Origin of the sequence: Cryobacterium zongtaii (genome assembly GCF_002909375.1) — a bacterium.
Lineage (GTDB): Bacteria > Actinomycetota > Actinomycetes > Actinomycetales > Microbacteriaceae > Cryobacterium > Cryobacterium zongtaii.
Genome location: NZ_PPXD01000018.1, coordinates 79724 through 103381, shown reverse-complemented (window position 1 = coordinate 103381; position 23658 = coordinate 79724). Strand labels below are relative to the sequence as shown.

Below are 23658 nucleotides of genomic sequence, written 5' to 3'. Positions count from 1 at the left end.
GGAGCGGGGCTAGTGCTCGCTCGCCTTCTCGGCGCCGAACCCGGTGAGGGAGCGCACCGCCATCTCTGCGGCCAGCTTGGGGTCCTCCCGGCGGGTGCTGGTGACCGAGCCGAGCCAGCCGAGGAAGAAGCCCAGCGGGATCGAGATGATGCCCGGGTTGTTCAGCGGGTAGATCGCGAAGTCCACACCCTCACCGAACATCGAGGTGGGTGTGCCGGAGAACACCGGCGAGAACACGATCAGCAGAATCGCCGACCCCAACCCGCCGTACATGCTCCACAGGGCCCCGCGGGTGGTGAAACCGCGCCAGAACAGCGAGTACAGGATGGTGGGCAGGTTGGCGCTCGCCGCGACGGCGAAGGCCAGCGCCACCAGGAAGGCGATGTTCTGCCCCTGCACGCCGATGCCGCCGGCGATGGCGAGGATGCCGATCACCACGACGGTGCGCCGGGCGATCTTGACCTCGCCGTCCGGGTCACCCTTGCCCTTCTTGATCACGCTGGCGTAGATGTCGTGCGCGAACGAGGTGGCCGCGGTGATGGTGAGACCGGCGACCACGGCGAGGATGGTGGCGAACGCGATGGCCGAGATGAAGCCCAGCAGCAGCGGGCCGCCCAGCGCCAGCGACAGCAGCGGCGCCGCGGAGTTCACTCCGCCGGGCGAAGCGAGAATGGTGTCCGCACCCACCAGGGCCGCGGCGCCGAAGCCGAGCACCAGCGTGAACAGGTAGAACGCCCCGATCAGGAAGATCGCCCAGACCACCGAGCGTCGGGCCTCCTTGGCGCTGGGCACCGTGTAGAAGCGCATCAGCACGTGCGGCAGGCCCGCGGTGCCGAGCACCAGGGCGATGGCCAGGGAGATGAAGTCCAGCGGGTTGCCGCCGTACTGCAGGCCGGGCGCGAGGATCGACTCCGCCGGGGTGACCGAGGCGTTCGCGACGGCGGCATCGAGCAGGGTGGACAGGTTGAACCCGTTGATCACCAGCACCCACACCGTCATGGCGCCAGCGCCGATGATGAGCAGGAACGCCTTGACGATCTGCACCCAGGTGGTGCCCTTCATGCCGCCGATCAGCACGTACATGATCATCAGCCCGCCGACCACCGTCACCACGATGGATTGGCCGAGCTTGTCGTTGATGCCCAACAACAGCGAGACGAGCCCGCCGGCGCCGGCCATCTGCGCGAGCAGGTAGAAGAAGCACACCGCCAGGGTGGTGGTGGCCGCGGCGACGCGCACCGGCCGTTGGGCCAGCCGGAAGGAGAGCACATCCGCCATGGTGAACTTGCCGGTGTTGCGCATCAGCTCGGCCACCAGCAGCAGGGCCACCAGCCAGGCCACCAGGAAGCCGATCGAGTAGAGGAACCCGTCGTAGCCGTTCACCGCGATGGCGCCGACGATGCCGAGGAACGATGCCGCCGAGAGGTAGTCGCCGGCGATCGCGAAGCCGTTCTGGGGCCCGGTGAACGAGCGACCGCCGGTGTAGTAATCGGCGGCGGTGCGGTTGTTGCGGCCGGCCCGGATCACGATCACCAGGGTGACGGCCACGAAGGCCAGGAAGATCGAGATGTTCAGGACCGGGTTGTTCTCCGTGGGCTCGACCGCGGCGGCGACAGCGGTCAGGCTCATTCCCAGGGCGCTCATGCGGCGACCTTCGCTTCGAGCTCGGCGCGGAGCTCTGCGCCCAGCGGGTCGAGCACCCGGTTGGAGAAGGCGACATACCAGATGGTGATGGCGAACGTCGTGACGAACTGGCCGAGGCCGAGCACCAGGCCCAGGTTGATGCTGCCGAAGACCGGCCGCGCCATCACATCGGGCAGGTAGGCCGCCACAAGCACGTACGCGAAGTACCAGACCAGGAAGAACACCGCCATCGGCACCACGAACCTCCGGCGCCGGCGTTGCAGGTTGACGAAGCGGTCGCTGGTCTCGAAGGCGACATAGTCGATCGAGTCCTCCGGCCTGGTGTCGTTCAGTGATTCCTTCATGGGGCTCCTTTGCTCCGGTGAGATGGGTGGATGTTAGTCGGTTGGTGGGGGCCGGACAGCTAGGGCGAGCGCGTCGAGCACGGCGGGGTCTTCGATGGTGGGCGGGACCTTGTACGGCTCGCCGTCGACGATCTGGCGGATGGTCTTGCGCAGGATCTTGCCTGAGCGGGTCTTGGGCAGCCGGTCCAGGATTCTCACGTCGCGGAACGCCGCCACCGGGCCGATGTGCTCCCGCACCAGGTTGACCAGCTCGGCCGTGAGCAGATCGTGGTCGACCACAGAGCCGGCCTTGAGGGTGACGAAACCGGCCGCCCGCTGGCCCTTGAGCGCGTCGTGCACACCGAGCACCGCGCACTCCGCAACGGCCGGATGCCGGGTGAGCACCTCCTCGAGGGACCCCGTGGAGAGCCGGTGGCCGGCGACGTTGATCACGTCGTCGGTGCGGCCCATCACGTAGAGATAGCCGTCGGCGTCGAGGTGCCCGGAGTCCCCGGTGGCGTAGTAGCCGGGGAAGGCGGTGAGGTAGGCGTCGACGAAGCGGTCGGCGCCGCCCCAGATGCCCAGCAGGGAGCCCGGCGGCAGCGGCAGCCGGATGACGATGTTGCCGTCCTTGCCCGGCTTGGTGATGGGTGCGCCCTTCGAATCAAGAATCGCGATGTCGTAGCCGGGCACCGGCACCGCGGTGGAGCCGGGTTTGGTGGGCAGCTCCTGGATTCCGCGCGGGTTGGCGCAGATGGCCCAGCCGGTCTCGGTCTGCCACCAGTGGTCGACGACCGGGCAGTGCAGGCCGTCGTTGACCCAGTGGAAGGTCTCCGGGTCGAGCCGTTCACCGGCCAGGAACAGCGCGGTGAGGCTGGACACGTCGTGGCGGGCCAGCTCGGCCAGGTCGGGGTCGACCCGGCGGATGGCCCGGATGGCCGTGGGGGCGGTGAACAACACATTCACCCTGTAGTCCGCCACGACGCGCCAGAAGGCGCCGGCATCCGGGGTGCCGATGGGCTTGCCCTCGTAGATGATCGTGGTGGCGCCGGCCAGCAGCGGTGCGTAGACGATGTAGGAGTGGCCGACCACCCAGCCGACGTCCGACGCCGCCCAGAACACGTCGTCGGGCCCGATGTCGTAGATGCCCCGCATCGACCAGGTCAGCGCAACGGCGTGACCGCCGTTGTCGCGGATGATGCCCTTCGGGTTTCCGGTGGTGCCGGAGGTATAGAGGATGTAGAGCGGGTCGGTGCTCGCGACGGTGACCGGGTCGGCCGGGGTGGCGGTGGCCTCCGCATCCGCCCAGTCCAGCCAACGCACGGCGGCATCGTCGGCGGGGTCCCCGGCGTAGTCGGCGGCAGATCCGTCGATCGTGGCACGGTCGCGCACGATGACGGTGTGCACCGAGCCGGCGCTGAGCTCGAGCGCCTTCTGCACCAAGGGGAGATACGCCACCGCCTTGCCGGGCTCCAGGCCGCCGGAGGCCGTGACGATCACCGCGGGCCGGGCATCGTCGATGCGCACGGCGAGCTCGCTGGCCGCGAAGCCGCCGAACACCACCGAATGCACGGCCCCGATCCGGGCGCAGGCGAGCATCGCCACGACGGCCTCGGGGATCATCGGCAGGTACACGATGACCCTGTCGCCCCGGCCCACGCCATTGGCCCGCAGCACCCCGGCGAACCTGGCGACCCGGTCGAGCAGGTCGCGGTAGCTCAGCCGGATGCGGGTGCCCGTCATCGCGGAGTCGTAGATCAGCGCCGTGTGATCGCCGCGGCCGGCCAGGACGTGCCGGTCGAGGGCGTTGTAGCTGGTGTTGAGGGTGCCGTCCGCGAACCAGGAGTAGTCAGTGGGGGAGCGCTCTGTCAGCGCCGTGGTCGGCGCGCTGACCCAATCGATGAGCCCGGCGGCCTGAAGCCAGAAGTCGTCGCGCTCGTCGATGCTCCGCCGCCAGACATCGCGGTAGCCCTGGGGGGTCGTGCGAGTGGTTCCAGTGTCTTCGATCATGGTGCGAACCTCTCCATTGAAGCTCTCATGTATACACAAGGTGCGGTTAGTCTTGCACACGCCGGGCAATAGGGGAATAGAATGCGCGTGTGTATACAGAGACCGTGAAGTCCGCACCGGAGCGGGCGAGCGACCGGGCCTACAGGGTGTTGCGTGACGAGATCCTCGACGGAGTCCTGCCGGCCGGCACGGTGCTGCTCGAGGTGGAACAGTCCGCCAGGCTCGGCGTCTCCCGCACCCCGCTGCGCTCCGCCGTGGCGCGGCTCGTGGCCGACGGTCTCGTCGCCGGCCGCAGCGGCCGGGGCTTCTCGGTCACCGAGATGTCGGTCGAGTCGATCAACGATCTCTACGAGCTGCGCGAGGCCCTCGAGGAGCGGGCCGCCACGCTGGCCGCGCGCCGCGATGACCGCACCGCGTTCGGGATGCTGCGCGACCGGTTCGTCGCCGCCCCGGCCCTGCTAGAGGCGGGCGAAGCCGGCATCCACGAGTACTACGCGCTGATCGACGAGTTCGACGCCGCCATCGACGCCGCCGTCGACAACTCCTTCCTGGTGGGCGCCCTGGTCACCGTGCGCACCCACCTGGCCCGCATCCGCCGGGTGGCCAGGGGAAACCCGGTGCGGCTTCGGGCCGCCGCGGCCGAACATCTGTTGATCCTCGACGCGATCATCGACGGCGATGCTGCTCTCGCCGCGCACGCCACCCACGTGCACCTGCATCTCAGCCTCGCGAGTGTGCTCGCGGTGCTCGAGGCCACCGAAACGACCTCCTGACCTCCCCGATTCGAAAGGACCACCTTCGTGCAGACAACCTCCGTGCGCGTGCACCCCAGCGAGAACAGCCCCGCCAAGACCGACCAGCTGGCCTGGAAGATCGCCGCCTGCGCGGCAGACCCGGTCCCGGTCGACGACGACGTCACCGAGATGATCATCAACCGGGTGATCGACAACGCCGCCGTCGCCGCGGCCTCGCTGACCCGCGCCGCCGTCGTCGCCGCCCGGTCGCAGGCGCTGGCGCATCCCCGGTCGACCGGCGGCGACGGCGCCACGGTGTTCGGCCCGTCCGACACCGAGAGGGTCTCGCCGGAGTGGGCGGCCTGGGCCAACGGGGTGGCCGTGCGGGAACTGGACTACCACGACACCTTCCTCGCCGCCGAGTACTCGCACCCCGGCGACAACATCCCGCCGCTCATCGCCGTCGCCCAGCACCTGGCCGCCGGCCGCGGCCTCACCGGAGGCGACCTGGTGCGCGGCATCGCGACGGGCTACGAGGTGCAGATCGACCTGGCCCGCTCGATCAGCCTGCACAAGCACAAGATCGACCACGTCGCCCACCTGGGCCCGTCGGCCGCGGCCGGCCTCGGCACCCTGCTGGGCCTGGACCCCGACACGATCTTCCAGGCCGTCGGCCAGGCGCTGCACACCACAACGGCCACCCGGCAGTCCCGCAAGGGCGAAATCTCCTCCTGGAAGGCGTACGCTCCCGCGTTCGCCGGCAAGATGGCCGTCGAGGCCGTCGACCGGGCCATGCGCGGCCAGACCAGCCCCACCCCGATCTACGAGGGCGAGGACGGCGTGATCGCCTGGCTGCTCGACGGGCCGGATGCCGCTTACGACGTAGCCCTGCCGGCCCCTGGTGAGCCCAAACGGGCGATTCTGGACAGCTTCACCAAGGAGCACTCCGCGGAGTACCAGGCCCAGGCGCTCATCGACCTGGCCCGGAAGCTGCACCGCGAGCACCCCGAAATCCTGGTGCCCGGCGCGGTGGCGAGCATCGTCATCCACACCTCACACCACACCCACAACGTGATCGGCTCCGGAGCCAACGACCCACAGAAGTACGACCCGCGGGCCAGCCGGGAAACCCTGGACCACTCGGTGCCGTACATCTTCACCGTCGCGCTGCAGGACGGCTCCTGGCACCACGAGGACTCCTACCGGCCCGAGCGCGCCGGCCGGGCCGACACCGTGGCCCTGTGGAACACGGTCAGCACGAGCGAAGATGCCGAGTGGACCCGCCGGTACCACTCCAGCGACCCCGCCGAGAAGGCGTTCGGCGGCCGGGTCGACATCCTGCTGGCCGACGGCAGTCGTCTGGTCGATGAGCTGGCCGTCGCGGATGCGCATCCGCTCGGCGCCCGCCCGTTCGTGCGCGCCGACTACGTCGCCAAGTTCCGGCTGCTCGCCGCGAACGCCCTGGAGCCGGCCGAAATCGAGCGGTTCCTGGACCTCGCCCAGCGGCTGCCGGAGCTGACCGCTGCCGAACTCGGCGGCCTCACCCTGGTGGCCCGCCCCGGCCTCCTCGAACCGCTGCCCAGCCTGAACGGAATCTTCTGATGCTCTACTCCGGACTCACCCCCGCCGCCAAGCGCGCGCAACTCCGCGCCGACCTCGCCGGCGGCGAGCTGCTGCGTTTCCCCGGCGCGTTCAACCCGCTCAGCGCCAAACTGATCCAGGCCAAGGGATTCGAGGGCGTCTACATCTCCGGTGCCGTGCTCGCCGCCGACCTCGGTCTGCCCGACATCGGTTTGACCACCCTCACCGAGGTCGCCGGCCGCAGCCAGCAGATCTCCCGGATGACCGACCTGCCCACCCTCGTCGACGCCGACACCGGCTTCGGCGAGCCGATGAATGTGGCCCGCACCGTGCAGACCCTCGAGGATGCCGGCGTGGCCGGCCTGCACATCGAGGACCAGGTCAACCCCAAACGCTGCGGGCACCTGGACGGCAAGCAGGTCGTCGACACCGACACGGCCCTCAAGCGCATCCGCGCGGCCGTCGACGCCCGGCGGGATGCGAACCTGCTCGTGATGGCGCGCACCGACATCCGCGCCGTCGACGGGCTGGCCGCAGCGATCGACCGGGCCAAGGCGCTGGTGGATGCCGGCGCCGACGCGATCTTCCCCGAGGCCATGGGCACCCTGGCCGAATTCGAAGCCATCCGGGCGGCGGTGGACGTGCCGATCCTGGCCAATATGACCGAGTTCGGCAAGAGCGAACTCTTCAGGGTCGACCAGCTCGCCGACGTGGGCATCAACCTGGTGATCTTCCCGGTGTCGCTGCTGCGCCTGGCGATGGGCGCAGCCGTTGCGGGCCTGGACACCATCCTCGCCGAGGGCTCGTTGACCAGCCGGCTGCCGGACATGCAAACCCGCGCCGAGCTCTACCGGCTGCTGGACTACGAGGCTTACAATCGCTTCGATTCGGGGATTTTCAACTTCACTCTGAGCGGTCACGACGGCTAGCCCAGCACCACAACGGCACCACGAAGCAGTACCAGCACGGCTAAGTACCTCAGGACGCAAAGGAGCGAAATGACTATCAACCAGCCCACCCACACGGCCCCGGTGCAACAGCCGGTCGTGCCGGAGATCCACCGCGGCCTGGCCGGGGTGGTGGCCGATACGACGGCGGTGTCCAGGGTCAACCCCGACTCCAACTCGCTGCTCTACCGTGGCTACCCGGTGCAGGAACTGGCCGCGCAGAAGAGCTTCGAAGAGGTCGCCTATTTGCTCTGGCACGGCGAGCTGCCGGACGATGTGCAACTGGCCGCATTCGAGGTCGCTGAGCGGTCACTCCGGCGCCTGGACCACTCGGTGCGCCGGGTGATCGACGAGATCCCCACCTCCGCCGATCCGATGGACGTGGTGCGCACCGCCGTGAGCGTGATCGGCGCCAACGACCTGAGCACCCCGGACTCGTCGGTGGAGGCCAACCTGGCCAAGTCGTTGCGCCTGTTCGCGCAGCTGCCGGCGATCGTCTCGTACGATCAGCGCCGCCGGCACGGCCTCGACCTCGTCGAACCCCGCGACGACCTCGGTTATTCGGCGAACTTCCTCTACATGACCTTCGGCGAGGTGCAGGAGGTCGAGGTCGTCGAAGCCTTCGACGTGTCGATGATCATGTACGCCGAGCACTCCTTCAACGCGTCCACGTTCACGGCCCGGGTGATCACCTCCACCCTTTCCGACCTCTACTCCGCCGTGACCGGGGCGATTGGGGCGCTCAAGGGCCCGTTGCACGGCGGCGCGAACGAGGCCGTGATGCACATCTTCAGCGAGATCGGCCTGGGCGACGGGTCGGCAGAGCGCGCAGAACTCTGGCTGGAGGACACCCTCGCGCACAAGCGCAAGGTGATGGGCTTCGGCCACCGGGTGTACAAACACGGCGACTCCAGGGTGCCCACCATGCACGCGGCGCTGCTCACCCTGATCGACCACTTCGACCGGCCCGACCTGCTCGACCTCTACGAATCGCTCGCCGACGGCATGAAGACCCGCACCGGCATCCTGCCCAACCTGGACTACCCGGCCGGCCCGGCGTACCACCTGATGGGTTTCGACACCGCCAGCTTCACGCCGATCTTCGTCGCCGCCCGGGTGACCGGCTGGACCGCGCACATCATGGAGCAACTGGCCGCGAACGCGCTGATCCGGCCGCTGTCGTTCTACAACGGCACGCCGGAACGCCACGTTCCGCCGGCGGCCGACGGCGACGTGCTCTGACGCCGCGCGAGCCGCTCCATACTGGAGTCATGACTGTACTGATAGCCGGATGCGGCGACCTCGGCACCGAGGTGGGCCTCCGCCTGGTCGCCCTCGGCCAACGAGTGGTGGGAGTGCGCCGCCAGGCCGGGGTGCTCCCGGTCGCCCTCAACGGGCAGTCCGTCGACCTGAGCCGCGAGCGGCCCGAGGTGCCGGCGGACACCGAGATCGTGATCGTGACCGTCGCCGCGGGCAACCCAGACCCCGCGGTGTACCGGGCCGCGTATGTGACCGGCCTGGCCAACCTCCTCGACGCCCTCGACGCGACCGGGGTCACCCCGCGCCGGTTCCTGCTGGTGTCCTCCACCGCGGTGTACGACGTGAACGACGGCAGCACTGTCGACGAGGAGACCCCGGCGGCCCCGGGACCGGGCACCGACTCGATCCTGCTCGAGGCCGAGCAGCTGCTGCGCAGCCGGATCCCGGCCGCCGTCGTGCTGCGCCTGGGCGGCATTTACGGCCCCGGCCGGGAGCGCCTGATCAGGCAGGTCCGCGAGGGGCGGGCGACGATTGCCGCGCGCGGCCGTCTCAGTAACCGGATCCACCGCGACGACGCCGCGGCCATGATCGTGCACCTGGTCTGTCGGGACACGGCGCCCGACCCTCTCTACCTCGGCGTCGACTCGACGCCGGTGCCCGCCACCGAGGTGCTGGATTTCCTCGCAGACGAACTCGGCCTGCCCCACCCGGAGATCGTCGAGACCGGCGGCCGCCGCGGCGGCGACAAACGCGTGAGCAACCGTCGAATCCTCGAGACCGGGTTCAGCTTCACCTATCCGAGCTACCGGGAGGGTTACCGGGCCGTGCTGGCCGGCCAGGCGGTTCGGCACCCGTAAGCCCCACACCGGTCAGGGGGCTGCTGCAGCGCAGCCGGGCGGGCCCGAGCCGCAGCATCCCGTCGGTCAGCGGTTCGCAGCGCATGCCGCCGCGGCCCCGCAGGGCCCGGTGCGCGCCGGGAGCTAGCACCACGTCCATCCAGGCGCACGGGTTCGCCGGCCGGTTGACCAGGAACTCGACCGGGCCGTCGCCGGTGTCGAGCGAGAACGTGGCGCCGCGCAGAGAGTCGATATCCACCCCGCGCAGCAGGACGTTGCGCCGGGTGGCGGCCGGGTCCAGAGTGCGCGGCAGGCCGAGGTCATCCGCCACCTGCGCCAGAACGTCGGCGTTCATCACGGTGACCGACGCGTGTACGTGCGCCGGTTTGGCGAAGTGCCGGTCGCCCACGATGCCCAGGCCCGCCCGCAGGCGGACGCTGGGGTGGCTCTCCGCGCCGACCATCGGCAGCGGCCCGTCGGCCGGGCGCCCCTCGTAGCGGTGCACGGGGGAGGCCAGGAGCAGCACGATCTCCACCTCGGCGCTGTGCGGCAGAAGGCTCACAAGACGGTTACGGCGCCATCCCGGACTCGACCGGCACGAATTCCACGTTGTTGGTGGGGTGCACGGTCTTCGCCGGCGCGCGGGAAAAGCCCTTGGCATCCAGGCGGTTCTCGGCGCGGAAGGTAGCCAGCGCCGTGTCGTACAGGTCGTTCAGCCGAGCGCCGGTGTACTCGCCGGTCGTGCCGTCGGTGAAGAGAATCGCGATGGGGGTCTTGCTGGGGAAGTGGCGGTTCATGCGGATGAAACCGTGGGCGTCCTGGTGCAGTGTGATCATGGGTCAATTCTCCTGTAACCGGGGCGTCGCCGCGGAACCGGGCCCTTCGGCCGCGCACTGCGGCCGCCCGAGGTTCTACCATTGACAAATGCAACCCGACCAGCAGCAAACCGCGCCCCCCGCCACCATCGACCCGCCGCGCGAGGTGCTGGAGTGGACCGACTTCGCCGACGCCTCCAGGTCGCTGGCCTCGACGGTGCTGGCCAGCGGCTTCCAGCCCGATGTCGTGATCGCCATCGCCCGCGGCGGACTGCTGCTCGCCGGAGCCATCTCCTACGCCCTCGGCACCAAGAACTGCGGCTCCATCAACGTCGAGTTCTACAGCGGCATCGACGAGCGCCTGCCCGAGCCCGTGCTGTCCGGCCCGATGCTCGACGCCCCGGCCCTCGCGGGCCTGCGGGTGCTGCTGGTCGACGACGTCTCCGACTCCGGCCACACCCTCGCCCTCGTGGTCGGCATCCTCAAGGAATCGGCCGGTGAGGTGCGCTCCGCCACCCTGTACACCAAGCCGCGCACCGTGCACGTGCCCGACTTCACCTGGCGCGAGACCGACGGCTGGATCGTCTTCCCCTGGTCGTCGCTCCCGCCCGTCACGGCCACCCCGCTCACCTCGGTGGTCGACGCATGAGCATCCACCTCGTCGGCGGCGGCTGGGCCCCCGAAAACGACACCGAGAACGACGCGGCGGTCTTCGGGCCGTTCCTGGCCGAGGCCGCCCTGCGGGCCACCGCCGCCGGCCGCACCGACCCGCGGATCGCGATCATCGTGGTGCGGAACGGCGACGGCGACGACCACGCCGCCAAACTTGTCGCCGCGCTCGAAGCAGCCGGCCCGCTTGACCCCGTCATCACGTCGCTGGCCCTCGATGGCCTGGCGACCCTGCTGGCGGTGGCGGATGCCGACGGCATCGTCATCGGCGGCGGCCTCACCCCCGCCTACCTCACGGCCGTCGCGCCCATCGCCGGTGAGATCCGCCGCCAGGTGGCCGCCGGCATCCCGTACCTGGGCTACTCCGCCGGCGCGATGATCGCGGCCGAGCGAGCCCTGCTCGGCGGCTGGCGCATCGGCGGCGTGCCGGTGAGCCCGCAGGAGGCCTCGGAAGACCTCGACGAGATCACCATCGAGAACGGCATCGGCCTGCTCGACGTGACCGTCGACGTGCACGTCGCCCAGTGGGGCACCCTGAGCCGCATGGTCGCCGCCACCGAGGCCGGACTCATCCGCGGCGGCCTCGCCGTGGACGAGGGCACCGTGCTGATCGTGGGCCAGGGCACCCTCGGCGTGGCCGGCGCCGGCAGTGTCTGGACCGTCAGCGAATCCGAGGGCGGGGTGCTGGTGAGCACCTTCGGCGCCTAGCGGATGGCAGAACCCGCGCTGATCGCGGCGCCGATCGACCCCGGTTGGGCGCGCGCCTTCGGCGTCCCCGGCGCGGGGGATGCGCCGGTCGACGTGAACACCGTGGACCCGTTCGCGGCCCCGCTCGCCTTCGCGCGGGCCGACGCCGCGGCCGGCGAACGGGTGCTGCCCGCGCCGGAGCACATCCTGCGGGCCTTCCGGCAGCCGTTCGCCGACGTGCGAGTACTCATCGTGGGCCAGGACCCGTACCCGACCCCAGGGCATCCGGTGGGCCTGGCCTTCTCGGTGGCCGCTGAGGTGCGCCCGGTGCCGCGGAGCCTAGGCAACATCTTCACCGAGCTGCACGACGACCTCGGGCTGCCGACCCCGGCCACCGGCGACCTCACCCCCTGGACCCGGCACGGCGTGCTGCTGCTCAACCGGGTGCTCACGGTGCGGGCCGGCGCCGCGGGCTCGCACCGGCGACACGGCTGGGAGGCCGTGACCGAGCAGGCCATCCGGGCGCTGGCCGCCCGCGGCACGCCGCTGGTCGCCATCCTCTGGGGCAAGGACGCCGAAAACCTCGCCCCGCTACTGGGAGACACCCCCACCATCGTCTCCGCGCATCCGAGCCCACTGTCAGCCCGACGTGGATTCACCGGATCGCGCCCGTTCAGCCGGGCGAACGCGTTGCTGGCCGCGCAGGGCGCCGCGCCCATCGACTGGTCGCTGACGGTAGCCTGAACAGCATGTGGAGAGGACCCGTCCGGTGTTAGAAGAGGAATACCAGCCCCGTCGGCGGCTGCCGCGTCACCTGTCTCCGGCGCCGGCGCCCGAGGCGCCGTTCGAGTACGCGCTGCGCGACGCGGTGGAGACCGACCTGCCCCATATTCAGGAGATCTACAACTATTACGTCGCGAACAGCACCGTCACCTTCGACGAGGATGCGATGACGCTTGCCGAATGGCGCGACAAGTTCCACTACCTGGCCAAGCTCGGCATGCCGTTCATCGTCGCCGAGTCCCCTGCCGGCCAGCTGCTCGGCTACGCCCTGGTGAGCCCGTGGAAGCAGAAGAAGGCTTACAGGTTCACCGTCGAGAACTCCATCTACCTCGGTGCCGCCTCCACCGGCAAGGGGCTGGGTCGGGTTCTGCTGGCCGAACTCATCGAGCGGTCCAGGGCCGCCGGCCTCAAGGAGATCATCGCCGTGATCGCCGATCAGGGCGCCGACGCCTCGATCAAGCTGCACCAGGACTTCGGTTTTGAGGAGATCGGCCGGATGGGCAAGGTCGGCTTCAAGTTCGAGCGTTGGCTGGGCACCGTGCTGCTTCAGAAGAGCCTGAAGTAGCGGCAGCCGGCAACTCAGCGGCGCGACAACCGCCCGGTCACCGTCACCACGGCGCGCCGGGGTGCCGTTCCGGCCAGCCAGGCGACGACCCGGTTCTGGCCGCCGACGACGGTGTGCGGGGGAGTCGTGGCCGCGTCGAGAGCGGCGAAGGCCGTGTGCATCACCTCGTCGACGCTCATCAGACGCCGCGGCCCGTCCGGTGACCGCCGGGCGACGGCGTAGAACTCGGTCTCGGTGGGGCCGGGGCACACCGCGGTGACCTTGAGGCCGGTGGCCCGCGTCTCGTACCAGAGCGCCTCGGTGAGGCTGAGCACGTAGGCCTTGGCGGCGGCGTACACGGCCAGCCGCGGCACCGGCTGGAACGCTGCGGTGCTGGCCAGGTTCACCAGTGCGGCCCCGTGCGGATGGGCGAGGGCCGCGGCCTGAAGACCGGGCAGCAGGGCGTGGGTGAGATCCGTCAGCGCCGCCACGTTCACGGCGACCTGGTCGTGCACCCGGCCGGCCGGCGCATCCACCAGGGCGCCGAAATGGCCGAAGCCGGCGTTGTTGACCAGGGTGGCCACCCGGATGTCGCGTTCGGTCAGGTCCCGCACCAGCTCGGGTACGGCGCCGGGTTCGGCGAGGTCGAGCGGAATCACCGTCGACACGGTGCCGTATTTCTCGGCCAGGTCCACCGCGAGGGCCTCGAGGCGGTCGAGCCGCCGGGCGGTGAGCACCAGGTCGGCGCCGCGGCGGGCGAGCTCGTGCGCGAAGCCCACCCCCAGCCCGCTGGACGCGCCGGTGACCAGGGCGGTCGTGCCCATCGGGTTGTACAGCGCGGCAGTCTTGGTGCGGGTCATCCTCCGAGGCTACCCGCGCCGGGGTTTCCGGCGCCAGCATGGCTAGGCTCGGGGGATGGCCGACCTCTTCGAACTGACCGCCCTCGACCAGTGGCGGTCGCTGCAGCGGGGCGAGATCAGCCCCACCGACCTCACCGAGCACTACCTGGCCCGCATCGAGCGGCTGAACCCCGGGCTCGGCGCTTTTGTCACCGTGACCGCCGAGGCCGCCCTGGCCAGGGCCCGGTTCGTGGAGAACGAGGTGCCCCGCACCGCACCGCTATGGGGCCTGCCCTTCGGCGACAAAGATCTGCAGCTGCGCGCCGGCGTGCCCGCGCGCCTGGGCTCCCGGCTGATGCGGGACAACGTGCCCGAAACCAGCGACCTGCTCGTGCAGGCCCTCGACACCGCCGGCGGAATCAGCCTGGGCAAGACCAACACACCCGAGTTCGGCCTGCCCTCCTACACCGAGAGCCTGGCCGCCCCGCCGGCCCGCAATCCCTGGAACCCCACTTTCGGCGCCGGCGGCTCCAGCGGCGGCGCCGCGGTGGCCGTGGCCGCCCGGATGCTGCCGTTCGCACCCGGGAGTGACGGCGGCGGCTCGGTGCGGATCCCCGCCGCCGCCTGCGGCCTCGTCGGCCTGAAGCCGTCCCGGGGCCGAATTCCGGCGGCGAGCGGCCTCAACGTGCCCGGCGGACTGCCGGTGGCCGGTCCGCTGGCCCGCACCGTGGCGGATGCGGCCCTGCTGCTGGACGCCATGATCGCGCCGGGCGGCGGCCGGCCGGAGCATCCGTTCTCGGTGCGGGCGCCCGGGGGAGACGAGCAGCTGCTCGGCGCCGCCATCCGCGGTGAGGGCCGGTACCAGCTGGGCGTGATGACCACCTCGGCCTGGGACGACGCCTACGAGATCAGCCTGGCTCCCGAGGCCCTGGCCGCGCTCACCTCGGCCGTGGACGGCTTCGCGGCGATGGGGCACGGCATCGAACAAACCGCCCTCACGGCAGACCCGAGCTACGCGCCGGCCTTCCGGGCGCTGTGGCAGCTCAGCGCGGCCCGGATCCCCGCCGAAACCCCGGAGCAGGAGGCCCTGCTCGAACCCCTCACCCGGTGGCTGATGCACCGCGGCCGTTCGCTGACCGGCCGCGCCGTGGCCGAGGCGCTGAGCACCCTGGCCGCCTACGAGCGCTCGTTCATCCGCCAGCTGGCCCGCTTCGACGCCGTGCTCACGCCCGCGCTGGCGCTGACCCCGCGACCTGTGGGCTGGTACGACGCCACGGATGGCGAACGCAACTTCGCCCAGCAGGTGCAGTACACGCCGTTCACCTCGATGGTGAATGTCTGCGGCCTGCCGGCCATCACCCTGCCCGTCGCGCAGACCGCCGACGGGCTGCCGATGGGTGTTCAACTGATCGGCCGGCCGGGCGGCGAGGCCACCCTGCTGGCGCTCGGGGCGCAACTGGAGCGCAGACTCCGCTGGCAGGACCGGGTGCCGGCCGGCCTGTGACCGGCGTGTCTTGTTTTGAGTGATTCAAAACAACTGCTAGCGTGAGGGCATGCACAGACACGGAATGGACGACCAGGCGATACCAGCCGCCCTCGACCACGCCGCCGACCATGCCGCCGAGATTCGCGCTGCGGGACTGAAGGTCACCGCACCCCGGCTGGCCGTGCTTGGCGGGCTCGCCGAGTCTCCGCACGCCACCGCCGACCAGCTCTTCGAGGCCGTCAGCCGGCAACTGCCCGGCACCTCCCTGCAGGCGGTCTACGGTGTGCTCGGCGCATTCAACACCGCCGGTCTGGTGCGCCGCATCGAACCGGCCGGCTCCGCCGCGCTGTTCGAGCGCCGGGTGGGCGACAACCACCACCACATCGTCTGCACGAACTGCCACAGCGTTCGCGACGTGGAGTGCGTGACCGGCGAAGCTCCCTGCCTGACCCCGTCTGACACCGCCGGCTTCGTCGTGCAGACCGCCGAGGTCACCTTCTGGGGTCTCTGCCCGGACTGCCAGACCGGCACGACGCTCCCCTCGACAGCCACCGACTTCTAAACGACGCGAACGACCAGCACATGACACGAAGGAGCACCATGACAACACTGCCCCCCACCACCACCCAGACCGGAACCCCGGTTCCCAGCGACGAGCACTCCCTCACCGCCGGCGCCGACGGCGTCACCGCCCTGCACGACCGCTACCTGGTCGAGAAGCTCGCGCAGTTCAACCGCGAGCGCATCCCGGAGCGCATCGTGCACGCCAAGGGCGGCGGAGCGCACGGCGTTTTCGAAGTCACCGGTGACGTGTCCGCATACACCCGCGCGGCGCTGTTCCAGCCCGGCGCGCGCACCGACACCCTGCAGCGCTTCTCCAGCGTCGCCGGCGAGCAGGGCAGCCCGGACACCTGGCGCGACGTGCGCGGCTTCTCGGTGAAGTTCTACACCCAGGAGGGCAACTACGACATCGTCGGAAACAACACCCCGGTGTTCTTCATCCGCGACGGCATCAAGTTCCCCGACTTCATCCACTCGCAGAAGCGCCTGCCCGGCTCCGGCCTCCGCGACGCCGACATGCAGTGGGACTTCTGGACCCTCTCGCCCGAGTCCGCCCACCAGGTGACCTACCTGATGGGCGACCGCGGCCTGCCGCGGTCCTGGCGCACCATGCCCGGCTTCGGCTCGCACACCTACCAGTGGATCAACGCCGCCGGTGAGCGCTTCTGGGTGAAGTACCACTTCACGTCCAACCAGGGCAACATCGAGATGGAAGGCGCAGAGGCCGAGCTCATCGCCGGCGCCGACGCCGACTACTACCGCCGCGACCTCTACGAAGCCATCGACGCCGGCGACTTCCCGTCCTGGGACGTGCACGTGCAGGTCATGCCCTACGAAGAGGGCAAGACCTACAGGTTCAACCCGTTCGACCTCACCAAGGTCTGGCCGCACGCGGACTTCCCGCTCATCAAGGTGGGCACGCACACCCTCAACCGCAACCCGGGCAACTTCTTCGCCGAGATCGAACAGGCCGCGTTCTCGCCGGCCAACTTCGTGCCCGGCATCGCCGCCAGCCCCGACAAGATGCTGATGGCTCGTATCTTCTCCTACCCGGATGCCCAGCGCTACCGCGTGGGCACCAACTACAACCAGCTGCCGGTGAACGCGCCCCAGGCCACGGTGCACAACTACTCGCAGGATGGCGCCGCCCGGTACCACTTCAACGACGCCAGCGCCCCGGTCTACGCGCCCAACTCGCTCGGCGGCCCCGTCGCCGATCCGGCCCTCGCGGGCGACGGCAGCTGGGAGTTCGACGGTGCGCTGGTGCGCAGCGCCGCCACCCTCCGCTCCGAGGACGACGACTTCGGCCAGGCCGGCACCCTCTACCGCGACGTCTTCGACGACGCGGCCAAGGCCCGGTTCCTGGAGACGATCACCGGTGCCGTCGGTGGCGTCACCCGCCCCGAGGTCAAGGAACGCGCCATCCAGTACTGGACGAACGTGGACGCCACCCTCGGCGCGAGCCTCAGGCTGAACCTGGCCACCGACGCTGTGGCCGGCTCGGCCAACGTGGCCGCCGAGCCCGTCGGCGTCGGCGAGTAACACCCGCACCACCTCACTCGCGCGGCCGGCCCAGCCGGCCGGCCGCGCGATCACACACCACCACCAGCACGCGTCCAATGAAGCTCTGCGTCGAAACCAGCCCCACCCGACAGGAGCATCATGAATTCCTACATCAGCATCGCCAGCCCCCGCACCGATCGTTCAGCCGAGCCGGCCGGCTACGTGAGCAGCGGACAGCCCGCCGCGATCCCCACCGGCTACGTCAGCCCGGCCACGCGCCGCGGCGCGGGCAGCTACGTCGCCAGCGAGTGGGTCACCGCCGCGTAGCGACCCACCTCGGAACCGTTCACCGGAAATCGCTAGGTGAAACATAGGTAAGGCATGCCATACTTAGGCCATGCTTACCTCGACAGTCGCTCCCGCGCCGGCCGCCGCACGCGTGCGGGCACCGCGCCCCAGCTACCGCCCGTTCGCCGTCTCGGTGGCCCGCGTGCAACGTCTGTCGACAAATTTCACCCGGGTGACCTTCACGGGCCCCGACCTGCACGAATTCGGTACCGCCGGCCTCGACCAGCGCATCAAGATCGTCCTGCCGCTGCCCGGGGTCGGCGTTTCGGCGTTCCCTCGGAACGACTCCTGGTACGAGACCTGGCGCGACCTGCCCGACGAGCGCCGCAATCCGATCCGCACCTACACGGTGCGGCACGCCCGGCCCGAGCACCGCGAGGTCGACATCGACTTCGTCACCCACGGTGACGCGGGCCCCGCGTCGCGCTGGGTGCGCGCCGCCAACGTGGGCGACGAGGTCGCCATCGTTGGACCGGTCGCCGACGGTGACAACCCGGTGGTCGGCATCGAATGGGCCCCCGGCAACGCCAACACTGTGCTGCTCGCGGGCGACGAGACCGCCGCTCCGGCGATCTGCGCAATCCTCTCCGCCCTGCCCCGCACGGCCAGGGGCTGCGCCTACATCGAGGTGCCGGAGGCCGCCGACGCCCACGAGACGAACGCGCCGGATGGTGTCACCGTCACCTGGCTGCCCCGCAACGGTGCCGGTCACGGTTCCGCGCTCGAATCCGCCGTTCGGGGCTGGACGGCCCGCTTCCTGACCGCACACCACAGCGGTACCGAGCTGCCCGACATCGACATCGACGAGAGCATCCTCTGGGAGGTACCGGACGGATCGGCTCTCGACGGCGAGCTCTACGCCTGGCTGGCCGGTGAAGCCGGTGTGATCAAGCGGCTGCGCCGCTTCCTCGTCTCCGAGGTCGGCATCAACCGTCGCCAGGTGGCCTTCATGGGGTACTGGCGTGACGGGCGCGCGGAGCACGCGTAGCCGCACGCTTCTGGCGTAGGTAGCCGCCCTTCTCCAGGCCCGCCTCGATCTCGAACCGGTTCTTCAACGGGTCCCGCCCGGCGAGCAGATACAGCAGCGGAAAAAGCATGCCGTAACGTTGCCACTGCACTTTGTGCACGGCCTCGTGCTCGAGCACATCCGCCGTCACGTTCTGGTTGGTGAGGTAGACGGCGCCCACGCAGGAGCCGCCGCGGCCGAACGACCAGGCGGGCAGGCCGCGGAACACGAACAGGCCGTTCCGGCGTTCGACGCGGCCGGTGCTCCAGATCGCACCCCATACCAGGCCGACGGCGGTGGCGTACAGATACCCGGCCCGGCTGAGCGGGGAATCGAGCAGAAGCCGTCGCATCAGAGGCTCCGGTCGCTGCTGGCCGGCGGCCGGCCGTAGGCCTCGAGCAGCCGCAGCCAGACCTCGCTGAGGGTGGGGTAACTGGGCACAGCGTGCCAGAGCCGGCTGATCGGTACCTCGCCGACCACGGCGATGGTGGCCGCGTGCAGCAGCTCGCCGACACCGGCGCCCACGAAGGTGACACCCAGCAGCACCTCGGTGTCGAGGTCGACGATGGCGCGCGCCTGCCCGGTGTAGCCGTCGGCCAGCACGCTGGCGCCGGCGACCCCGGCCAGGTCGTAGTCGAGCACCCGGATGCGGTAGCCGGCCTGCTCGGCCGCCGCGGCGGTCAGCCCGACCGAGGCCACCTCGGGGTCGGTGAAGGTCACCTGCGGCACCGCGGCGTGATCGGCCGTGGCAACGTGGGTGCCCCATGGGGCGTCGTCGACCACCGTGCCCCTGGCGCGGGCGACGATGACGTCGCCGGCCGCACGGGCCTGGTACTTGCCCTGGTGGGTGAGCAGCGCCCGGTGGTTCACGTCGCCGGTGGCGTAGAGCCAGTCGCCGGCCAGGGCGGCGGAGTCGCCGGTGACCAGCAGGGTGTCGTCCACGTCGACCCAGTCGCCCGGGGTGAGGCCCACGGTCTCGAGGCCGAGGTCCTGGCTGCGCGGCACCCGGCCGGTGGCCACGAGCACCTCGTCGGCCGTGATGGTGCGGCCGTCGGCGAGCACCAGGGCCACCTGGCCGGTATCGATGCGGCGGGCGGCGGTGGGGCTGGCGCCGGTGAGCACCTGGACACCCGTGTCGGCGAGGGCGGCGGCCACCAGCTCGCCGGCGAACGGTTCCTGGTCCCGCAGCAGGGAGCTGCGCACGAGCAGGGTCACCTCGGCGCCAAGCGACCGGTACGCGGCGGCCATCTCCACGGCGACGACACCACCGCCGATGATGGCGAGATGGCCGGGCAGGTTCGTCACCGAGGTGGCGTCCCGGCTGGTCCACGGTGACACGTCGGAGAGGCCGTCGATGTCGGGCAACAGGGCGCTGGACCCGGTGCTGAGGACCACGGCGTGCCTGGCAGTGACGACCACCGGCCCATCCGTCGTCTGCACGGTGACCTCGCGCACGCCGCTGAGCCTGGCGTGGCCGCGCAGCAGGTCGATGCCCGCGGAGGCCAGCCAGTCGGCCTGGCTGTCGTCGTTCCAGTCGTGCGTGAAGGTGGTGCGGCGCCCCAGCACGGCAGCCACGTCGAGCTGCCCGGTGACCGCCTCGGCCGCGCCGGCCACCCGGCGGGCCGCGGCGAGGGCGGCGCCGCTGCGCAGCAGCACCTTGGAGGGCATGCAGGCCCAGTATGAGCACTCGCCGCCGACGAGTTCGGCCTCCACGATGAGGGTGCGGAGGCCCCCCTGCACGGTGCGGTCGGCCACGTTCTCGCCCACGGCGCCGGCACCGATCACGATGACGTCATAGCTACGGGTGGCGGGCATCGCTGCAGAGTCGGTCATCGTCGCAGCCTACCGACCGTTCCCGGGAGGAATCCAGAGTTCGCCAGACTAGCGTCCCTGGAACGCGGCGGGCTGGCGCGAGAGGAACGCCTCCATGCCGATGCGGGCATCCGTCGACCCGGCCAGGCGCGCCAGGGCGGGCTGCAGCTCGGCCTCGGCCGCTGCAGGTCCGTCACGGAGCGCCGTGCGGGCGCTGGCGAGGGTGGCCTGCACGGCCAGCGGCGCCTGCGCGGCGATGCGCTCGGCGAGCTCGATGGCACGGTGCAGCTCGCGACCGTTCGGCACGATCTCCTGCACCAGCCCCATCCGGTGCGCCTCCCTGACGTCGAACATGTCCCCGGTGAGCAGCCAGCGCATGGCATTGCCCCAGCCGGCGGCGCGCGGGAACCGGATCGTGGCGCCGCCGAACGGCAGAATGCCCCGGCTCACCTCGATCTGACCGAACCGGGTGGACTCGGCGGCGACGACGATGTCGCTGGCCAGCATCAGCTCGATGCCCAGGGTGAGGCAGGTGCCCTGCACGGCGATCACCACGGGCTTGGTCAGCGCGGTGCCGTCGACCTGCCAGGGGTTGATGCCGCCCTCAGGCACGATGTCGATACCGTCGGGGCCGAGCCGCGGGCCCACATCGGCCAGGTCGAGCCCGGCGGTGAAGTGCTCGCCGAGAGCGTGCACCACACCCACGCGCAGCTCCGGGTCACGCTCCAGTTCCCCGTAGGCCAGCGCGAGCTGCTGCAACATGGCGAAGTCAGCCGCATTGCGCTTCTCGGGCCGATTCAGCCCGATCAGCAGCAGGTGCCCGCGCCGCTCGGTCACGACTCTCAAGTCCTCCGTGGTCATGGTTGATCTCCTTCGATCAGGCAAGCGAAAAGGTCGTCAGCGGGTGATCGCGCTGATGATGCGCAGGATGCTGGGCAGGTCGTCGTTGGCAGCCTCGGGGGAGGACGGCGCGAAGCCGGCGATGGTGGCGCCGGCCAGCGAGAATTCGGCGCGGAGCGCCGTGATCGCGGCGGTGAGGCCCTCCACGGCCAGACCGAACGGGTAGATGTTCGACAGGCCGACGATCGTGGCAGGATCGAGCACGTCGAGGTCGATGTGCACATACACGTGCGCGGCGCCCGTGCGCTTGACCGCGGCCACGACCGCCGCCGGGGTGCCGAAATCCTCCACCGGCACCAGCGGGATGCCCTGCTCCGTGATGTAGACATCTTCGGCCGGGTCGATGTCGCGCACGCCGGCCAGCACCACCCGGTCCGGGCTGAGCCGGGCATCGGCGTCGAGCGCGAGACCGTCGACGCCGTCACCGAGGATGGCGCGCAGCACCATGCCACCGAAGCCACCGGACTGCGAGGATTCGCTGGTGTGCAGGTCGGGGTGGGCATCGAACCAGACCAGCGCGATGTCGCCGGGGTGCCGGCGGGAGGCGTGCTCGACGGCGCCGAAGGACACCCCGCAGTCGCCGCCGATCGTGAGCACCGGCTCCGAACCGGCGCGGAGCACGGCCAACTGCCGGTCACGCACCGTCAGCAGCGCCGAGAACCGGTGGATGCCGGTGTCCAGGGCATCGCCCGCTTCGGCGGGCACGTCGACGGGAAAGGTGACCGAGGAGGGCAGGTCGCCCTGGATCGCCTCCGCCCCGTCGACCAGGCGCATCGCGCGCGGAGAAACCGAACCTTGCCACTGCGGCACGACCACGTAGTTGGGGGACACCACCCCAGTATGCCCCTCGGCCCCGGCCGGGCGCATCTGCCAGTTCGGGGGCGTCGGCCTAGACCGCCTGCGGCATGTCCCGGTAACGGATGGCCGCGCTCACCGCCTCGCGCAGCTCGAATTCGTCCATCCGCGGGCCGTAGCCCGGGGTGTCGCGCTGGATCCGCCAGCCCTCGTTCAGCGGGCCGAGGTCCACGGTGTCGAAACCGAAGTCGTCCAGCAGCGCAGTGACGACCGCGCGGGCCTCGGGGTCGTTGCCGGCGATGACGAGGGCACGGCGATTCGCCGAGCCGGCCGGCTGGCCGTCGGTGGTGAGGTCAGCGGCGTAGATGTGGTTGAACGCCTTCACGACCCTGGCGTCCGGCAGCAGGTCCTGCAGCAGCTCGGCGGTCGTCGAGGTCTCCTCGTCGAGGGCCACGATGTTGCCGTCCCGCTGGGGGTAGTAGTTATTGGTGTCGATCACGAGCTTGCCGGCCAGTTCGGGCAGCGGCAATGTGTCGATGGCGTGCAGCGGGATCGTGACGATCACCAGATCTCCGGCCGCGGCGGCCTCTGCGGGCAGGGCGGCGCGGGCCCGCGGCCCGAGTTCGGCCACCAGGCCCTCGAGGGTCGCCGGGCCGCGGGAGTTGCTCACCACGACGTCGTATCCGTTGGCCACGCCGAGGCGGGCGAGCTGGCTGCCGATATGACCGGCACCGATGATTCCGAGAGTAGTCATGGTGGTGACAATGCAGAACGGCCCCGGGGTATTCCCGTGGCCGTTCTGGATTCACGCTGTGTGAGGCGGTGCGCTACTGCTCGATCGAGGAGGGCGAACCGGCCTTGAGCGCGGCGAGGCGGGCATCCACCTCGGTGAGCTCACCGAGGTCGTCGAGGCTCTCGAACTGCGCGTCGAGGCTGGATGCGGCGAGTTCGCTGGCGCCACGCACCTTGGCCTCTTCGCGGCGGATCTTCTCCTCGAACCGGCTGACCTCGCTGGTGGGGTCCATCATGTCGATGCTCTTCACGGCATCCATCACCTGCGACTGCGCGGCAGCGGTCTTGGACCGGGCGATGAGCTCGCTGCGCTTGGCGGTGAGCTGGCCCAGCTTGGTCTTCATGGTGTTCAGGCCGGTCTTGAGCTGCTCGACGACGGCGGTCTGGCTCATGATCTGCGGTTCGGCGTCCTTCGCCTCCTTCTCGGACTGCAGCTGGCGGCCGAGGGCCACCTTTGCCAGGTTGTCGAACTTGTCGGCGTCGGCGGCGTTGCCATTCGTGCGCAGTTCGTCGGCCTTGCGGCTGGCGGCGAGGGCCTTGCGGCCCCACTCGCCGGCGGCCTGCACGTCTTCGCGGTGGTCGTCTTCGAGCATTCGCAGGTTGCCGATGGTCTCGGCGATCGCGCTTTCGGCATCGGCGATGCTGTTGGTGAAGTCACGCACCATCTGGTCGAGCATCTTCTGGGGGTCTTCCGCGGAGTCCAGCATCGCGTTGATGTTCGCCCGGGTGAGCTGGGCGATGCGGCCGAAGATCGACTGCTTGGTCATGTGATTGTCCTTTCGA

At 70.3% G+C, this 23658-nt stretch carries 26 protein-coding genes; 14 read left to right on the top strand and 12 right to left on the bottom strand.

What is annotated here, in order from left to right; genetic code table 11:
• Positions 1–9 precede the first annotated feature (9 nt).
• Genes C3B61_RS11880 through C3B61_RS11870 form a run of 3 tightly spaced genes read right to left on the bottom strand, consistent with a single transcriptional unit; the run spans position 10 to position 3977 of the window.
• Positions 10–1644, bottom strand: a complete 1635-nt coding sequence (locus C3B61_RS11880; RefSeq protein ID WP_240632380.1) for a solute symporter family protein — start codon at positions 1642–1644, stop codon at positions 10–12.
• Positions 1641–1988, bottom strand: a complete 348-nt coding sequence (locus C3B61_RS11875; protein WP_088455355.1) for a DUF485 domain-containing protein — start codon at positions 1986–1988, stop codon at positions 1641–1643. Before C3B61_RS11875 ends, C3B61_RS11880 begins: the two co-directional genes overlap by 4 nt.
• Positions 1989–2021: 33 nt before the next feature.
• The gene (locus C3B61_RS11870; protein ID WP_103460833.1) at positions 2022–3977 is read right to left on the bottom strand and encodes an AMP-binding protein; all 1956 of its coding nucleotides are present in this window, start codon (positions 3975–3977) and stop codon (positions 2022–2024) included.
• 89 nt (positions 3978–4066) lie between these two features.
• Between C3B61_RS11870 and C3B61_RS11865 the strand changes: the two genes are divergently transcribed.
• From C3B61_RS11865 to C3B61_RS11845, 5 genes are all read left to right on the top strand, one after another.
• The gene (locus tag C3B61_RS11865; protein WP_244285918.1) at positions 4067–4750 is read left to right on the top strand and encodes a GntR family transcriptional regulator; all 684 of its coding nucleotides are present in this window, start codon (positions 4067–4069) and stop codon (positions 4748–4750) included.
• Between the two features lie 27 nt (positions 4751–4777).
• A complete protein-coding gene (locus tag C3B61_RS11860; RefSeq protein ID WP_103460831.1) occupies positions 4778–6313 on the top strand; it encodes an MmgE/PrpD family protein in 1536 nt (511 codons plus the stop codon).
• Complete coding sequence (gene prpB, locus C3B61_RS11855; RefSeq protein WP_088455358.1) at positions 6313–7221, top strand: methylisocitrate lyase; 909 nt, start codon at positions 6313–6315, stop codon at positions 7219–7221. The genes C3B61_RS11860 and prpB overlap by 1 nt, the downstream gene beginning before the upstream one ends.
• 69 nt (positions 7222–7290) lie before the next feature.
• Positions 7291–8481, top strand: a complete 1191-nt coding sequence (locus C3B61_RS11850; protein ID WP_088455359.1) for a bifunctional 2-methylcitrate synthase/citrate synthase — start codon at positions 7291–7293, stop codon at positions 8479–8481.
• Between the two features lie 29 nt (positions 8482–8510).
• Positions 8511–9356 (top strand): NAD-dependent epimerase/dehydratase family protein, encoded by an 846-nt coding sequence (locus C3B61_RS11845; protein WP_088455360.1) that lies wholly within the window; start codon positions 8511–8513, stop codon positions 9354–9356.
• Here the strand turns inward: C3B61_RS11845 and C3B61_RS11840 are convergent.
• Positions 9289–9897: an MOSC domain-containing protein gene (locus C3B61_RS11840; protein ID WP_240632382.1), complete on the bottom strand. Its 609-nt coding sequence runs from the start codon at positions 9895–9897 to the stop codon at positions 9289–9291. The two genes, C3B61_RS11845 and C3B61_RS11840, sit on opposite strands and share 68 nt — an antisense overlap.
• Before the next feature lie 7 nt (positions 9898–9904).
• A complete protein-coding gene (locus C3B61_RS11835; protein WP_088455361.1) occupies positions 9905–10171 on the bottom strand; it encodes a hypothetical protein in 267 nt (88 codons plus the stop codon).
• An 88-nt stretch (positions 10172–10259) separates the two neighbouring features.
• Between C3B61_RS11835 and C3B61_RS11830 the strand changes: the two genes are divergently transcribed.
• Genes C3B61_RS11830 through C3B61_RS11815 form a run of 4 tightly spaced genes read left to right on the top strand, consistent with a single transcriptional unit; the run spans position 10260 to position 12854 of the window.
• Positions 10260–10799 (top strand): phosphoribosyltransferase, encoded by a 540-nt coding sequence (locus tag C3B61_RS11830; protein WP_088455362.1) that lies wholly within the window; start codon positions 10260–10262, stop codon positions 10797–10799.
• The gene (locus C3B61_RS11825; RefSeq protein WP_088455363.1) at positions 10796–11527 is read left to right on the top strand and encodes a Type 1 glutamine amidotransferase-like domain-containing protein; all 732 of its coding nucleotides are present in this window, start codon (positions 10796–10798) and stop codon (positions 11525–11527) included. Before C3B61_RS11830 ends, C3B61_RS11825 begins: the two co-directional genes overlap by 4 nt.
• 3 nt (positions 11528–11530) lie before the next feature.
• On the top strand, positions 11531–12250 hold the full coding sequence (locus tag C3B61_RS11820) for a uracil-DNA glycosylase (protein WP_103460829.1): 720 nt from the start codon (positions 11531–11533) through the stop codon (positions 12248–12250).
• Positions 12251–12275: 25 nt separating this feature from the next.
• Positions 12276–12854, top strand: a complete 579-nt coding sequence (locus C3B61_RS11815) for a GNAT family N-acetyltransferase (protein ID WP_088455365.1) — start codon at positions 12276–12278, stop codon at positions 12852–12854.
• Between the two features lie 14 nt (positions 12855–12868).
• Here C3B61_RS11815 and C3B61_RS11810 read toward each other — a convergent pair whose 3' ends face one another.
• Complete coding sequence (locus tag C3B61_RS11810; RefSeq protein WP_240632383.1) at positions 12869–13693, bottom strand: SDR family NAD(P)-dependent oxidoreductase; 825 nt, start codon at positions 13691–13693, stop codon at positions 12869–12871.
• Between the two features lie 55 nt (positions 13694–13748).
• On the opposite strand from C3B61_RS11810, the gene C3B61_RS11805 reads away from it, so the two are divergent.
• The 5 genes from C3B61_RS11805 (at position 13749) to C3B61_RS11790 (ending at position 18558) form a co-directional block, all read left to right on the top strand.
• Positions 13749–15176 (top strand): amidase, encoded by a 1428-nt coding sequence (locus C3B61_RS11805; RefSeq protein WP_103460827.1) that lies wholly within the window; start codon positions 13749–13751, stop codon positions 15174–15176.
• A gap of 64 nt (positions 15177–15240) precedes the next feature.
• Positions 15241–15720 carry a Fur family transcriptional regulator gene (locus C3B61_RS11800; RefSeq protein ID WP_103460825.1) on the top strand — a complete coding sequence of 160 codons (480 nt, stop codon included), beginning with the start codon at positions 15241–15243 and terminating at the stop codon, positions 15718–15720.
• 38 nt (positions 15721–15758) lie between these two features.
• Positions 15759–17261, top strand: coding sequence for a catalase (locus C3B61_RS11795; protein WP_103460822.1), 1503 nt, complete (start codon positions 15759–15761; stop codon positions 17259–17261).
• 120 nt (positions 17262–17381) lie between these two features.
• Positions 17382–17549, top strand: coding sequence for a hypothetical protein (locus C3B61_RS19720; RefSeq protein WP_165791160.1), 168 nt, complete (start codon positions 17382–17384; stop codon positions 17547–17549).
• Positions 17550–17619: 70 nt separating this feature from the next.
• Positions 17620–18558 (top strand): siderophore-interacting protein, encoded by a 939-nt coding sequence (locus C3B61_RS11790; RefSeq protein ID WP_103460820.1) that lies wholly within the window; start codon positions 17620–17622, stop codon positions 18556–18558.
• Here the strand turns inward: C3B61_RS11790 and C3B61_RS11785 are convergent.
• From C3B61_RS11785 to C3B61_RS11760, 6 genes are all read right to left on the bottom strand, one after another.
• Positions 18518–18928: a Fe-S oxidoreductase gene (locus C3B61_RS11785; RefSeq protein ID WP_088455370.1), complete on the bottom strand. Its 411-nt coding sequence runs from the start codon at positions 18926–18928 to the stop codon at positions 18518–18520. The genes C3B61_RS11790 and C3B61_RS11785 overlap by 41 nt on opposite strands.
• The gene (locus C3B61_RS11780) at positions 18928–20409 is read right to left on the bottom strand and encodes a dihydrolipoyl dehydrogenase family protein (protein ID WP_244285917.1); all 1482 of its coding nucleotides are present in this window, start codon (positions 20407–20409) and stop codon (positions 18928–18930) included. Before C3B61_RS11780 ends, C3B61_RS11785 begins: the two co-directional genes overlap by 1 nt.
• Before the next feature lie 48 nt (positions 20410–20457).
• Complete coding sequence (locus C3B61_RS11775) at positions 20458–21249, bottom strand: crotonase/enoyl-CoA hydratase family protein (RefSeq protein ID WP_103460817.1); 792 nt, start codon at positions 21247–21249, stop codon at positions 20458–20460.
• Positions 21250–21285: 36 nt separating this feature from the next.
• Positions 21286–22119, bottom strand: a complete 834-nt coding sequence (locus tag C3B61_RS11770; protein WP_103460921.1) for an arginase family protein — start codon at positions 22117–22119, stop codon at positions 21286–21288.
• Between the two features lie 58 nt (positions 22120–22177).
• Complete coding sequence (locus tag C3B61_RS11765) at positions 22178–22837, bottom strand: NADPH-dependent F420 reductase (RefSeq protein ID WP_088455372.1); 660 nt, start codon at positions 22835–22837, stop codon at positions 22178–22180.
• Between the two features lie 73 nt (positions 22838–22910).
• Positions 22911–23642 carry a PspA/IM30 family protein gene (locus C3B61_RS11760; RefSeq protein ID WP_088455373.1) on the bottom strand — a complete coding sequence of 244 codons (732 nt, stop codon included), beginning with the start codon at positions 23640–23642 and terminating at the stop codon, positions 22911–22913.
• Between the last annotated feature and the right edge of the window lie 16 nt (positions 23643–23658).

Coding starts and splice junctions, on each gene's coding strand:
- C3B61_RS11780 (WP_244285917.1), bottom strand. CDS start 20,409: ATGACCGACTCTGCAGCGATGCCCGCCACCCGTAGCTATGACGTCATC.
- C3B61_RS11820 (WP_103460829.1), top strand. CDS start 11,531: ATGGCAGAACCCGCGCTGATCGCGGCGCCGATCGACCCCGGTTGGGCG.
- C3B61_RS11850 (WP_088455359.1), top strand. CDS start 7,291: ATGACTATCAACCAGCCCACCCACACGGCCCCGGTGCAACAGCCGGTC.
- prpB (WP_088455358.1), top strand. CDS start 6,313: ATGCTCTACTCCGGACTCACCCCCGCCGCCAAGCGCGCGCAACTCCGC.
- C3B61_RS11775 (WP_103460817.1), bottom strand. CDS start 21,249: ATGACCACGGAGGACTTGAGAGTCGTGACCGAGCGGCGCGGGCACCTG.
- C3B61_RS11870 (WP_103460833.1), bottom strand. CDS start 3,977: ATGATCGAAGACACTGGAACCACTCGCACGACCCCCCAGGGCTACCGC.
- C3B61_RS11810 (WP_240632383.1), bottom strand. CDS start 13,693: ATGACCCGCACCAAGACTGCCGCGCTGTACAACCCGATGGGCACGACC.
- C3B61_RS11880 (WP_240632380.1), bottom strand. CDS start 1,644: ATGAGCGCCCTGGGAATGAGCCTGACCGCTGTCGCCGCCGCGGTCGAG.
- C3B61_RS11805 (WP_103460827.1), top strand. CDS start 13,749: ATGGCCGACCTCTTCGAACTGACCGCCCTCGACCAGTGGCGGTCGCTG.
- C3B61_RS11845 (WP_088455360.1), top strand. CDS start 8,511: ATGACTGTACTGATAGCCGGATGCGGCGACCTCGGCACCGAGGTGGGC.
- C3B61_RS19720 (WP_165791160.1), top strand. CDS start 17,382: ATGAATTCCTACATCAGCATCGCCAGCCCCCGCACCGATCGTTCAGCC.
- C3B61_RS11800 (WP_103460825.1), top strand. CDS start 15,241: ATGGACGACCAGGCGATACCAGCCGCCCTCGACCACGCCGCCGACCAT.
- C3B61_RS11795 (WP_103460822.1), top strand. CDS start 15,759: ATGACAACACTGCCCCCCACCACCACCCAGACCGGAACCCCGGTTCCC.
- C3B61_RS11875 (WP_088455355.1), bottom strand. CDS start 1,988: ATGAAGGAATCACTGAACGACACCAGGCCGGAGGACTCGATCGACTAT.
- C3B61_RS11765 (WP_088455372.1), bottom strand. CDS start 22,837: ATGACTACTCTCGGAATCATCGGTGCCGGTCATATCGGCAGCCAGCTC.
- C3B61_RS11785 (WP_088455370.1), bottom strand. CDS start 18,928: ATGCGACGGCTTCTGCTCGATTCCCCGCTCAGCCGGGCCGGGTATCTG.
- C3B61_RS11825 (WP_088455363.1), top strand. CDS start 10,796: ATGAGCATCCACCTCGTCGGCGGCGGCTGGGCCCCCGAAAACGACACC.
- C3B61_RS11760 (WP_088455373.1), bottom strand. CDS start 23,642: ATGACCAAGCAGTCGATCTTCGGCCGCATCGCCCAGCTCACCCGGGCG.
- C3B61_RS11835 (WP_088455361.1), bottom strand. CDS start 10,171: ATGATCACACTGCACCAGGACGCCCACGGTTTCATCCGCATGAACCGC.
- C3B61_RS11790 (WP_103460820.1), top strand. CDS start 17,620: ATGCTTACCTCGACAGTCGCTCCCGCGCCGGCCGCCGCACGCGTGCGG.
- C3B61_RS11830 (WP_088455362.1), top strand. CDS start 10,260: ATGCAACCCGACCAGCAGCAAACCGCGCCCCCCGCCACCATCGACCCG.